The following is a 12409-nucleotide window of genomic DNA, read 5'->3' on the forward strand; positions in this document are numbered from 1 at the left end:
CGCTGCCGATCCGTGTCCGTGACGACCAGCAGATTAGCTTCATTCAGCTAGGGTGTCAAACGACATCGATGACTCGGCGGCAGCGCCTTGCGTACCTGATGATCGAACGTCCGCCAGTGTTATGCTATCGACATGAGTGAGAAGCATCCCTTCGTCGGCGGGCTACTCGACTACATGGGCTCGCCCCAGGGCCAGCGCTCCATCGAAGTCTCAGACGCTCTCTGGGCGCTCATGGACGGCGTGCAGCTCGATCCCGGACGACGCGAGATCATCTGGCCCGAGGCCCAACGCCTCAGCTTCGATCAGTCCATCGAATGCATACAGAAGGCGTATCCGGACTTCCCTCGTGAGCGTATTACGAGCTTCCTGATCTCCTGGCTCGAGCACTACGCCCCGGAAGATTACTCCCGGGAACAACTAGACGAACTCGATGCGCTCACCGAAGACTGGCTCGACGAGCTCGAGGGTCAGCACGGGGCGCAATAAGCGCCGAGAACTCGGGACTCTTGAGGATATGGATGTCGCCTTCTTATCCGAATTTACCGACGGTAAACGAGTGTTTCGCTATGTCGACGCCGGCGTCGAACCAAGTCCATCGGGCCCGGGGATTGGGACCCGCTGGAAGAAAGTTTCTGTCAACGCATCGTAGATGGTCGGCTGCCCCAGCTCATCAAGGATACCTCGCAGGTTGCATCCGCGGCAGAGCTGCCGGTAGCAGGTACACTCAAGATCGCCAACTACCTGGGCGCGCCTGTCAGACTTTCGGACGGGAGCGTGTACGGTACCTTCTGTTGTTACAGCAACACGGTCGATGAGACCCTCTCAGATCGGGACCTCAAAACCCTGAACGTCTTTGCGGACTTTGCGGGTACCTTGGTTGATCGGCAGCTGAAACATGCGCGGGCCCGGGAGCAGATTGCCAGGCGGATAACCTCCATCCTCGAAGCTGGCGCGTTTGGCCTTGTTTATCAGCCCATAAACCATCTCGGTCAGGGGACGCATCATTGGATTTGAGGCACTGACCCGCTTCACGGCCCATCCACCCCGCAGCCCGGATGTCTGGTTCGACGAAGCCGCAGGGTGGGCGTGGGAGAAGAGCTGGAGATGGCCGTCATCGACAGGGCCCTGCGCGAGTTCGAAGGGATGCCGGCGGGAGTCTATTTGGCCCTCAATGTATCGCCTGAACATATCATTAGCGGTGCTGTCGCAAGAGCCTTCACAGGCCGGTCCCTTGAGGGCCTCGTGCTTGAAGTAACCGAGCATGCCCCGATCCCCGACTACGAATCATTCAATGCGGCCCTTGCAGAACTGCGCAGCAGCGGGCTGCGTCTCGCCGTAGACGATGCCGGAGCCGGATATGCAAGCTTCCGGCACATTCTTAGTATCAACCCGGATATCATCAAGCTCGATATCACTTTGATCCGCGGCATTCACGCCGACGCGTCACGGCGCGCACTGGCCGCGGCTCTCATAACCTTCGGCAACGAGACGGGGGCCCGGGTCGTGGCCGAAGGCGTGGAAACCAGTGCAGAGTTGGAGGAGCTTCAACGCTTGGGCGTGACGAGCGTGCAAGGATATCTGTTAAGCAGGCCCATACCGATCGCGGATGCCCTGGCCTTGTTGTAAGCAATTGCGGGGGCACTGTAGCCATCAAATACCGGCAATCACCGTGTCCCGTCCGCCGTGCGCCCATGACTCGATCCAGATCGGCACATCGAGGGCAGGCATAGGCCGGGCGATGAAATAGCCCTGGGCCAGGTCGCAGTCCATGGTGCGCAGGAGATCCCAATCCTCGCGGTCCTCCACGCCTTCGGCCACCGTGCGAAGGCCCAGTCGGCATGCCATGTCGAGGCTGGCCTCGAGAATGACCCGCAGGGAAGCCGACCGGGAGGCACCATGGACGAAGCCGCGGTCCACCTTGAGTTCGCTGAAGGGGATGTCCCGCAACTGCACCAGGGAGGAGTGGCCGGTGCCGAAGTCGTCGATGGACAGGCCGATGTGCTTCGTCCGAGGCGGGTGAGGACGTCCAGGGCGGCCAGCCGATCCTTCATCAGGCGACTCTCGGTCACTTCCAGCACCAGGACGGCGGGTGGAACGCCGGCTCGCTTCAGCTCCCCGGCCACGCCATCTGCAAACTCCAGGGAGGTAAGACTGTCCATGGAGACATTGACGGCCATATGCCAATCGAGGCCGATGTCGGCCCAACGACGGGTCTGGGCCAGGGCCATACCGAGCACCTCCCGGGTCAGGGTATCGATCAGGCCATGGTCCTCGGCGGTGGGGATGAACTGGTCGGGATAGACCAGGCCGTCCCGGGGATGGGCCCAGCGGACCAGGCTCTCGAACCCCCACCACGGCCCCGGAGGCCACTTCCACCTTGGGCTGGTAGTGCAGCACCAGCTCACCGCTGGCAATTGCCCGGTCCAATTCCTCGGGCCCGTAGACCGTGCGTGGTCGCAGGGGCCCCCGGAGGACGACACGCCCGACGGCGACCACGCCAGCACTTGGCGCAGCTGCTCCAGGGATATGGGCTTCGTCAGAGGTTCCCAGTACCTGGAGGCGATGGGCCCGGGCCAGGGTGTCGGCGGTGTGGAGGATGCGCTGGTTTTCCCCGCTCATGAGCACCAGACCCTGGTCGTAGCCCAAGCGCACCAGGTGCCTCACGAACTCCACGCCATCCATGCCGGGCATCTGGAGGTCGCACAGGATCACCGAGAACGCCGCCGGGTCCGCCTCCAGCACCGCCAGGGCCTCTGCCGCCTGGTCCATGGCCGATACCCGGGTGAAGCCCAGTCGGGTGAGTTGATGGCCCATCAGCCTGAGCACGAAGGGATCGTCGTCCAGCAATAGGATTGGGGTGGCGTCCGCTGTCATGCCCTCAGTCCGCGCCGGCGGCCAGGTGGCGTTCCACGGCCGCCTCGGCCGCCTCCCGGGCGGCGTTCAGCTGCGCCAGGGGCTCCGCGACGTCCGCCGCCGCCGCATCCTCCGCCCTGGCCGCCTGTTCCACGCCCTCACAGGCCGCACCCAAGTCCGCAGCACCGACCGCATGGGCGGCCGACTTGAGCCGGTGGGCGACCGCCCCGACACGGCCCACATGCGCCGCGGCGAAGGCCTGTTCCAACTCCGCGGCTGAGTTCCGGGCGCTCTCCAGGAAACTCACCAGCACGCTGCGCACGGCATCCGCGTCGTCCCCCACAAGCCTCTCCAGGACAGTGATATCGACGGCCGCCGTCATCTCCCGACCGCCGGCGGCCGAAGCCGGAAGCCATGTCTCCAGGGCGTGGCGCAACGCCGCCAGGGTCAGGGGCTTGGTGAGGTAGTCGTCCATGCCGGCGGCGCGGGCGCGGTTGGCCTCGCCGCGCAGGGCATTCGCGGTGAGAGCCAGGATGGACGCCCGTTGCCCCGCCTTCTCTTCCTGTCGTATGGCCCTTGCCAGATCGTAACCATCCATCTCGGGCATGTGGAGATCGGTAAGCACCAGGGCATAGCGGCCCTCCCGCCACATACGCAGGGCCTCTGCACCATCTCCCGCTATCTCGGCCGCATAACCGAGCAATTCCAGCTGCTGGCGGATCACCCGCTGATTGATCTCGTCGTCCTCCGCCACCAGGATCAACCGTCCCTGGGAACGGGCCTCGGCCACGCTCGGCGCAGGCGCCGCGGGGTCCGGCACGTCCCCCGCCTCACCGGGTCCCTGGAAGACCTCCGGCGAGGCCCGGCCGGCGGCCACCGCGATGGCCCGCACCAGGGCCTGGCGGCGTACCGCGTTGCCGTCCAGGGACACCAGATCGTCGGATTCCACCCGGGCCCGCCGGCGCCGCCCCCGGGTGATGACCAACTGGCCCACACCCTCTACTCCCTGCAAGGCGGGCTCCGGCGCCGGTTTCTGCGCGCCCTGGTAACTGATCACCACCGCCGGGCCGCCTTCTCGCGCCCCCTCCAGGGCCTCTTCCATTCCTGTCGCGACGTCCAGCCTCGCCCCGGCGTGCTCCAGGTAGGCCCGCAGATCCGCCGCTTCGAGACGGGGATGGTCCACCAGGATACACCGCAGGCCGGTGAGCTCGACGGCGGGCGCCGGCGGCGTCGCATCGACGACCTCGAAGGGTAGGGTGGCGGTAAAGGTGGCCCCCTCTCCGGGTGCTCCCTCGGCCCGGATCTCGCCGCCCATGGTATCCACCAGCAGCTTGCAGATGGCGAGGCCGAGGCCCGTGCCGCCGAAGCGTCTCGTGGTGGATATCTCGGCCTGGGTGAAGGGCGTGAACAACTGCTCCAGGGTCTCCGGGGCGATGCCGATGCCGTTGTCGGCCACCGCGAAGGACACCCGCAGCGGATCCCTCGCTACCGCCTCCACCCGCACCCTTACCCGCCCCTGGCGGCCCTCCTGCCCGCCGGAGAACTTTATGGCGTTGCCCACCAGGTTATAAAGCACCTGGCGCAACCGCGTTCCATCGGCGGACACCCGGGACGGGATGAGCGGCGAGACGAAGAGTTCCACTTCCACGCCCTTGGCGGCGGCCACCGGCACCAGCGAGCCGCACACACCCTCCACGACGTCTTCGATGGATACGGGCAGGGGTTCCAATTCCAGCCTGCCGGCCTCGATCTTGGAGAAGTCGAGGATGTCGTCGATGATGGTGAGCAGGTTGGTGGCGGCATCCCGGATGGTGTTCACCAGCTCCCGCTGGTGGGCGTTCAACGCGCTCTGACACAGCACCTCCACCATGCCGAAGACGCCGTTCATGGGGGTGCGGATCTCGTGGCTCATGGCGGCCAGGAAGGCCGACTTGGCGCGGTTGGCCTGCTCGGCGTCCCGCCGGGCCTGCTCCAGTTCCACCGCCGCGTTCCGGCGCTCGCTCACGTCCTGTAGCATCACCAGGGCGCCATGGCAGCCGTCGTAGACGTAGGGCACCGCGGTGGCCTCGCCGTAGAAGGTGGAGCCGTCGAAACGGCGCCAGCGCTCCTCCAGGGCCGGCACCGATTTGCCTTCCTTGTTCAACAAGCGCATGCGGGCGGCCACCACCGCGCGATCCCGAGGATCGATGAAATCGAGCACTCGACGGTCCACCAAGTGATCCTGGGACGGTGCACGCAGCAGTTCCATGGCCTTCGGGTTGGCGTAGACGAACTGATCCCGGCACTGGACGAATATCCCGAGGGGGCGGATTCCGTGAACTGGCGGTAGCGCGCCTCGCTGGCCACCAGGGCTATTTCCGCCGCCCGCTCGTGGCTGATGTCCCGGAACACGAGCACCACGCCGTGGAGGGTCCCGTCCTCGTCGCGGATGGGGGCGGCGCTGTCGGCGACGGGATACTCGCTGCCACCCCGGGACACCAGCACCGTATGGTTGGCGAGGCCCTGGATGGTGCCGAACTCCAGCACGGCCTGGACCGGCGACGGCGCCGGCTGGCGGGTCTCCTCGTTGATGATATGGAACACCTCGGACAGGGGCCGGTCGCGGGCCTCTCCCTGCCGCCAGCCCGTCAAGGTCTCGGCCACGGGGTTCATGCGGGTGACCCGCCCCTCGGCGTCGGTGGTCAGCACCGCGTCGCCGATGGACCTGAGGGTGATGTCGAGGTCCCGCTCCCGCGCCCGCAGGGCGGCCGTGCGGGCGACCACCACCGCCTCGGTGGCGGCCTGGCGGCCGGCTGCAGCGAGGGCCGCGAAGCTCACCAGCAGCGCGGCCAGGACCGCGAATCCGAAGTAAACCAGGGCGCGCTGGCCGGCCTCGGGTACCTCGAGGTCATTGCGGGGGATCAACTCGACACGCCACGACCGATCGGCGAAAGGCAGGTCCCGCTGCCAGGCCCCTGCCGCCGCGGCCGTGGGTGCGCCGGCCAGGAGGGTCGGGACCCCATCCTCAGGGGCGTCCCACACCCTCAGGGCGAACCCCCTCCGGCGCGCGAACTGCATCGCCGGCTCCAACAACGTGCCAGTATCCAGCACACCGACGATGAAACCCCGCAAGGCCTGGCGGCGCTCATCGATGCCGGCGGCATCGGCATCGAAACTCGCAGGATAGACGGCATTGAACACCAGCACCGCACGCCGCTCGGTACGCAGCAACCGGACCACCGGCGCCGCCGCCATGGCACCAGCCTCCACGGCGCGGATCATGGCCTGGCGCCGCGGTGCCTCGAAACCATGGTCGAGCCCCAGCACCTCCCTGCTGGCGCCTGCAGGCTGCGCAAAGCGCACCGGGAAATACTCCGGCCGCCAGGTCAGCGGACGGGCGCGTGCATCCGCGCCCAACTCGAAGATACGGTAGCCCGGCAGGCCTTCCTCCTGCTGGGCCGTCTCGAAGACCTGGCGCTCGCCGGCCGGCAGGCGCGGCGCCCAATCCAGGGCCAGGAGGCCGGTCCGTTCCAGGGCCAGGGACGCGAAGATGGCGAACTCCTTCCGGGTCACTTCCTCGCTGGCGGCAAAGAAGCGCTCCAGCCCGCGCAGGGGCTCCGTAGCACCCGCGGTCGCCAACAGGACCCTGCGGTGGACCTCCTCGGCGGCGTCATCCACCAACCCCTGCAGCCGGGCCTCCTCGATGCGCTGAAAACCCCAGTGGCCCACCGTCAGCAGCAGGGCGGTAACCAGCAGCGGCAGGGCCACGCGCTGGCGGCGCCGGCCCCACTTCCCATCCCGTCCGGGCCAGGCCAGGATCGCGAGGGGGGCAAACAGCACGACTCCGAGGGCGTCCCCCGTCCACCACAGCAACCAGCGGTAGGGCGCGTCGGATCCCGGGAGCTGGCCAACGGCCTGCAGGGTCACGATACCGGCGGTGGCCGCCACCCCGCAGGCCACCGGACCACCCAGCAACAGGAAACCCCAGATGTGGGACTCGCGGGAGATGGGCGCATCGCGGGTGACGAAGCGCCGCGTGAGGAGGGCCCCGAGGAGGGCCTGCAGGGTGGCGCCCGCCGCCACCAGGGCCGCCACCGCGGTCCCCTGGGTCGTGGGCTCCACCGTCAGGGCGGCGGCGAAGGCCCCCAGCCAAACCGCCGGCCAGCAGCGCAGGCCGCACATGAGCAGGGCCGCCAGGGCCAGCCCGGCGGCCGGCGCCAGGGGCGGGGCATAGGGCTCGGCCAGGGGGTTCTGCCCCGCCACCAGGGCCAGCGCCATATAGGCAAGGGCGACGAGGGCCATGGGCACCAGCGGGAAGATCGAAGAACCCTCTACGGCCGTGCCCGTTGCGGGCGACCCGGCGACGCCGGAAGGGCCGCCTGGGGTGTCGCGCCGGCTCAAGCCGCCCCCTGCCACGCCATGGCGGTCATCCCTCGCGGGCAACGGTGCCCACCCGTCATGGACACAGCCCCCGGGCGGAGCACTCCGAGGACCCTAACCCACGGACAGGGCTCGGCGCGCCAGGGGGCGCCGCCAAACGTAAAGGGTGCCGGGGAAGAGTTCGGAGTCCACGACCGGGGATCACATGTTCGTCCATGATGGCGAGTCTCGCTCAAACCCTGCGGCTTCTATAGTAATCATTCTAGACCCCTCCTGCCGGCAACGTAACGCCGCCCCGCCCCCCTCCCTTCACTATTCACTATTGTCTATTCACTATTCACTATTCACTATTCACTATTCACTATCTTCAAGCTTAACCCCCCTCCCCCGTCACCATTCACCAATCGAACCTTCCCCGGGCCGGCCGACCCCATGAACTTCGCCGACTGCCAGGAAGCGACAGCCCCCCCGCGAGCATGTAGACTGCGCCCGTAGGCCCGCCGCACCACCATCATCCGCGGCGCTTCCTCCGCGAGGAAGGCATGGCCACCCGGCGCCCTCCATGCCGGGCACGGCTATGGGCCAGGGGACCTGCACCGCAACCCGGAGGAGGGCGACATGGCGGAATCCCTCGACATGCTGCTGCTGGCACGCCTGCAGTTCGCGTTCACCATATCCTTTCACATCATCTTCCCGGCCTTCAGTATCGGCCTCGCCAGTTACCTGGTGATGCTCGAGGCCCTGTGGTTGAAGACCGGCCGCGATACCTACATGGGACTGTACCGGATGTGGGTGAAGGTGTTCGCAGTGACCTTCGGCATGGGCGTGGTGTCGGGGCTGGTTATGAGCTACCAGTTCGGCACCAACTGGAGCCTGTTCTCCGAACAGACGGGCAACGTCCTCGGTCCACTGCTGGGCTACGAGGTCCTCACGGCCTTCTTCCTGGAGGCCTCCTTCCTCGGCATCATGCTGTTCGGTGTCAACCGGGTCGGCCGCTACATGCATTTCATCGCCACCACCGTGGTGGCCATCGGCACCCTCATCTCCGCCTTCTGGATCCTCGCCGCCAACAGCTGGATGCACACGCCGGCGGGCTATGAGCTGCGGGACGGGGTGTTCTATGCCACGGACTGGCTGGAGGTGATATTCAACCCCTCCTTCCCCTATCGCTTCGTGCACATGGTCTTGGCGGCCTATCTCACCACCTCCCTGGTGGTCGCCGCCGTGGCCGCCTTCCATCTGCTGCGCGGCACCCACCGCGAGGCGGCCCGCACCATGATGTTCATGGCCCTGCCCTTCATCACCATCGTGGCCACCCTGCAGGTGATCGCCGGCCACGAGCACGGCGTCAACGTCCACGAGTACCAGCCGGCCAAGCTGGCCGCCATGGAGGGGGTGTGGGAAACGGAGCGCGGTGCGCCCCTGCTGCTCTTCGCCCTGCCCAGCGAGCGGGACGAGCGCAACCACCTGGAGGTGAAGGTGCCGAAGATGGCGAGCCTGGTGGTGACGGGCGAGCTGGACGGCGAGATCCGCGGCCTCAAGGAGTGGCCCGCCGATGAGCGCCCGCCGGTGGCCATCGTCTTCTGGAGCTTCCGCGTCATGGTGGGCCTGGGCCTGCTGATGCTGGGCCTGGGTCTCGTGGGCAGCTGGCTGCTGAAGACCGGCCGCCTGGAGTCCTGGCGCTGGTTCCTGCGGGCCACCGTGGCCATGGGTCCCAGCGGTTTTATCGCGGTGCTGACGGGCTGGATCACCGCCGAGGTGGGACGCCAGCCCTACACGGTCTACGGCCTGCTGCGCACCGCCGATTCCGTGTCGCCGGTGACCGCGGGTGCGGTGGGTATGTCCCTCATCGTGTTCATCTTCGTGTACGGCGTGGTGTTCTCGGCCGGCACCTACTACATGCTGCGGCTGATGGCCCAGGGGCCCGATACCCCGGAGGAGTCGCCGGCGCCCGCGGACGGCAACAGCCCACAGTTGGCAACGGAGGGATGACACCATGGAAAGCCTGAATCTGCCCCTCATCTGGGCCGGTCTGCTGGCCCTGGCGGTGTTCATGTACATACTCCTGGACGGCTTCGACCTGGGGGTGGGCATCATGTTTCCCTTCGCCGAGCACGACGAGGACCGGGACATCATGATGAACTCGGTGGCGCCGGTGTGGGACGGCAACGAAACCTGGCTGGTGCTCGGCGGCGGCGGCCTGTTCGCGGCCTTCCCCAAGGCCTACGCGGCCCTGATGCCGGCGGTCTATATGCCCATCGGCTTCCTGTTGACGGCCCTCATCTTCCGCGGCGTGGCCTTCGAGTTCCGTTTCAAGGCGACGGGGGCGGCGCGGCGCCTCTGGGACCAGGCCTTTCACTGGGGCTCGGTGGTGGCCACCTTCGCCCAGGGCCTGGTGCTGGGGGCCGTGGTCCAGGGCATCCACCTGGAGGACGGGCGTTTCGCCGGCGGCATGTTCGACTGGCTCACCCCCTTCAGCTTCGTCACCGGCTGCGCCATGGTGTGGGGCTACACCCTGCTCGGCGCCACCTGGCTGGTGATCAAGACCGAGGGCGAACTGCAGGCCTGGAGCCGGCGGGTGGCCATGCTCGCCGCCGTGGTGGTGGTGGCCATGATGGCGGTGGTGAGCCTGTGGATACCCCTGCTGGACTTCACGGTAGCGGCGCGTTGGGGGCTCTCCTATCCCGATATCCGCTGGGAGCGGCTGGCCCTCTTCAGCCCGGTGCCCCTGCTGGTAGCCGTCGGCTTCGTATTCCTGATGCGGGGTCTGTGGCGGGGCGCCACCTACGGGCCCTACCTGTGGTCCGTGGGTCTCTTCCTGCTGGGCTTCGTGGGCCTGCTTATCAGCATCTATCCCCACATCGTGCCCTTCGGGCTCACCATCCAGGAGGCCGCCGCCGCCCCCAATGCCCAGGGCCTGCTGCTGGCCGGCACCCTGGTGCTGCTGCCGGTGATCCTCGGCTACACCGCCTACGCCTACTGGGTATTCCGCGGCAAGGTGCAGGCCGACGCCGGCTATCACTGAAGCGGCGGGACGGAGGCACGGAGAAGAGAGATGGATGCACCTGAATGGCGGCTTTGGCTTCGTGGTTAGAGCCCGCCACCACGCCCCCCACCGCCGAAGGTCACCCTCGACACACAACGCAGGTTCGGCGCGACCCATGATCTCAGTGCCTTAAGTGCCTCCGTGAGAGATAATGCTTTTTCCGTTGGGGCTCGCAAGCAGATCCCAATCTACCAGCTTGCTTGCTCCCATTTTGGGAGGGGCTATAATCCCCAATGAGAGTGATCGCAAAAAGGACATTGCGGGAGTTCTACGAACTGGCCTCACACCAGGATGCCAGGGGACCGCTGGAGGCATGGCACGCCGAGGCCACCAAAGCTATCTGGCAATCACCGCACGACATCAAGGCGCAGTATGGCAATGCCAGCATCATCAGTGATGAAACAGTGGTGTTTAACATTGCGGGAAACAAATACCGACTGGTGGTGAATCTGGATTATGGTCGCCAGACAGCCTACGTGAAGTTTGTCGGTACCCATGAACAGTACGACAAACTCCAATTGAGGTAGTTAAGCGAGGATGGAACGATGGATATTCGCCCTATCAAAACAGAACAGGACTACGATGCGGCGCTGGCTGAGATTGAACAGCTTTGGGGCGCAGAGGCAGATACGCCCGAAGGCGATAAACTCGATATCCTGATCACGCTGGTCGAGGCCTACGAGGAGCGAAACCACCCTATTACGCCGCCCGATCCGATTGAGGCGATCCTGTTCCGCATGGAACAGGGAGGGCTTGATCGTAAGGCACTCGAACCCTTCATCGGGAAGAGCGGTCGCGTCTCTGAGGTGCTTAACCGTCAGCGTCCACTCTCGGTCAATATGATCCGCAAGCTTTGGGAGGAGTTGCATATCCCACTGGAAAGCCTGATCCAGCAAACCAATCACAACAACCATCACCACCAAGCATAAAAGCAAGACACGCCATCTCCCGCCCCGTACACCCACCGCGCAAAACGAACGCCGCACCCTTCGCTCTATATCCTGCAACCGGATCTACATGACCATCGGCTTCCTGTTGACGGCCCTCATCTTCCGCGGCGTGGCCTTCGGATTCCGTTTCAAGGCGAAGGGGGTGGCGCGGCGACATGGGTTTACGCTGGTGAAGGCGAGCTTGCGCCCTCCTGCCACGTGCCACACTATGAAAACCATGCGCAACCACCCCACACCCGAAATCCGCGAGCAAATCCGGGCCGCTCTGGCCGCTTTCCCGGAACTGGAGCTGGTGATCGTGTTCGGATCGTTCGCAAAGGGTACTGAACGCGCCGACAGCGACATTGATGTCGCCGTTCAAGCGCCTCGACAGCTCACCGCCGATCAACGCATTGCCCTGATGGAAACTCTTGCCCTGCGCTTTAACCGTCCCGTCGATCTGATCGACTTGCGAACCGTGGGCGAACCCCTGCTTGGCCAGATTGTTTCGGAGGGTATTCGGGTACATGAAACGCCAGGCGAATGGGGCCGGCTGCTGTTCCGCAACATCATGGACAACGAAGACTTTCTACCTTTGCAGGAACGCATCCTGAGGGAACGAAGAGAAGCATGGCTCAACAACTGATTAATCAGAAATTGGAGTCACTTCGGCGCGGCCTTGCCCGGATCGAATCCCGCCTTCCTGAAACACCGCAGCAGCTTCATGAAGACCTCGATGCCCAGGACATCATCGCATTGAATCTCACCCGCGCCATCCAGACCTGTGCCGATATGGCTACCCAATGCATTGCCGGCCACCCGGAAATCACCGCGCCCCAAACCCTCGGTCAGAGTTTCGAGCGGCTGGCCCAGGCAGAGATCATCTCCGAAGAACTGGCAATCAACCTACGAAAAGCCGTGGGGTTTCGCAATATCATGGTCCACAGTTACCAGGATATTGACTGGAACATCGTGTTCTCGCTCTGCCGGGATCGATTGGACGATTTCAAAGCCTTTGCCCGGGCCATGAGCGCCTGAGCCGGATTGGCACCGATGGTTGCCGGAACAGCAGACGCATTTCAGCCGGCCCGAACCCCCTTGACCCAGTAGTCTGTGCGGTAGCTGGGTGCCACCGGCAGGCTGTCGGACAGGCTTTGCAGGACACGGTCGGTGTCGCGGATTGCATACCAGACCCCGGTTGCCAGCATTCTGCATCAGTACC

The 12409-nt window shown here is 65.5% G+C and carries 12 protein-coding genes and 2 pseudogenes; 8 read left to right on the top strand and 6 right to left on the bottom strand.

The window, feature by feature from the left end; genetic code table 11:
• Positions 1-132: 132 nt before the first annotated feature.
• Positions 133-486: a hypothetical protein gene (locus U5S82_03065; protein ID MDZ7750651.1), complete on the top strand. Its 354-nt coding sequence runs from the start codon at positions 133-135 to the stop codon at positions 484-486.
• 336 nt (positions 487-822) lie between these two features.
• Here U5S82_03065 and U5S82_03070 read toward each other — a convergent pair whose 3' ends face one another.
• Entirely contained in the window at positions 823-1032 is a 210-nt protein-coding gene (locus tag U5S82_03070; GenBank protein MDZ7750652.1) for a hypothetical protein, read from the bottom strand.
• Positions 1033-1080: 48 nt separating this feature from the next.
• Between U5S82_03070 and U5S82_03075 the strand changes: the two genes are divergently transcribed.
• Positions 1081-1626 carry an EAL domain-containing protein gene (locus tag U5S82_03075; GenBank protein MDZ7750653.1) on the top strand — a complete coding sequence of 182 codons (546 nt, stop codon included), beginning with the start codon at positions 1081-1083 and terminating at the stop codon, positions 1624-1626.
• Positions 1627-1650: 24 nt separating this feature from the next.
• On the opposite strand, the gene U5S82_03080 is transcribed toward U5S82_03075, so the two are convergent.
• The 5 genes and pseudogenes from U5S82_03080 to U5S82_03100 all read right to left on the bottom strand — a co-directional run bounded on the left by U5S82_03080 (position 1651) and on the right by U5S82_03100 (position 7134).
• Positions 1651-2184: an EAL domain-containing protein gene (locus U5S82_03080; protein MDZ7750654.1), complete on the bottom strand. Its 534-nt coding sequence runs from the start codon at positions 2182-2184 to the stop codon at positions 1651-1653.
• Positions 2067-2504: pseudogene (locus U5S82_03085) on the bottom strand (EAL domain-containing protein). Before U5S82_03085 ends, U5S82_03080 begins: the two are co-directional and overlap by 118 nt.
• 109 nt (positions 2505-2613) lie before the next feature.
• A pseudogene (locus U5S82_03090) lies at positions 2614-2874 on the bottom strand (response regulator).
• 4 nt (positions 2875-2878) lie between these two features.
• On the bottom strand, positions 2879-5101 hold the full coding sequence (locus U5S82_03095; protein ID MDZ7750655.1) for an ATP-binding protein: 2223 nt from the start codon (positions 5099-5101) through the stop codon (positions 2879-2881).
• Positions 4993-7134 (bottom strand): CHASE domain-containing protein, encoded by a 2142-nt coding sequence (locus U5S82_03100; protein ID MDZ7750656.1) that lies wholly within the window; start codon positions 7132-7134, stop codon positions 4993-4995. Before U5S82_03100 ends, U5S82_03095 begins: the two co-directional genes overlap by 109 nt.
• Positions 7135-7830: 696 nt before the next feature.
• On the opposite strand from U5S82_03100, the gene U5S82_03105 reads away from it, so the two are divergent.
• The 6 genes from U5S82_03105 (at position 7831) to U5S82_03130 (ending at position 12225) form a co-directional block, all read left to right on the top strand.
• The gene (locus tag U5S82_03105; protein ID MDZ7750657.1) at positions 7831-9204 is read left to right on the top strand and encodes a cytochrome ubiquinol oxidase subunit I; all 1374 of its coding nucleotides are present in this window, start codon (positions 7831-7833) and stop codon (positions 9202-9204) included.
• A gap of 4 nt (positions 9205-9208) precedes the next feature.
• Positions 9209-10237, top strand: a complete 1029-nt coding sequence (cydB, locus tag U5S82_03110) for a cytochrome d ubiquinol oxidase subunit II (protein ID MDZ7750658.1) — start codon at positions 9209-9211, stop codon at positions 10235-10237.
• A gap of 254 nt (positions 10238-10491) precedes the next feature.
• Positions 10492-10785 carry a type II toxin-antitoxin system HigB family toxin gene (locus U5S82_03115; GenBank protein ID MDZ7750659.1) on the top strand — a complete coding sequence of 98 codons (294 nt, stop codon included), beginning with the start codon at positions 10492-10494 and terminating at the stop codon, positions 10783-10785.
• An 18-nt stretch (positions 10786-10803) separates the two neighbouring features.
• On the top strand, positions 10804-11187 hold the full coding sequence (locus U5S82_03120) for a transcriptional regulator (protein MDZ7750660.1): 384 nt from the start codon (positions 10804-10806) through the stop codon (positions 11185-11187).
• 88 nt (positions 11188-11275) lie between these two features.
• Positions 11276-11833, top strand: a complete 558-nt coding sequence (locus U5S82_03125) for a nucleotidyltransferase domain-containing protein (protein MDZ7750661.1) — start codon at positions 11276-11278, stop codon at positions 11831-11833.
• On the top strand, positions 11818-12225 hold the full coding sequence (locus tag U5S82_03130) for a DUF86 domain-containing protein (protein ID MDZ7750662.1): 408 nt from the start codon (positions 11818-11820) through the stop codon (positions 12223-12225). The genes U5S82_03125 and U5S82_03130 overlap by 16 nt, the downstream gene beginning before the upstream one ends.
• The last annotated feature ends 184 nt before the right edge of the window (positions 12226-12409 follow it).

The sequence above is a fragment of the Gammaproteobacteria bacterium genome (assembly GCA_034522055.1).
Lineage (GTDB): Bacteria > Pseudomonadota > Gammaproteobacteria > JAABTG01 > JAABTG01 > JAABTG01.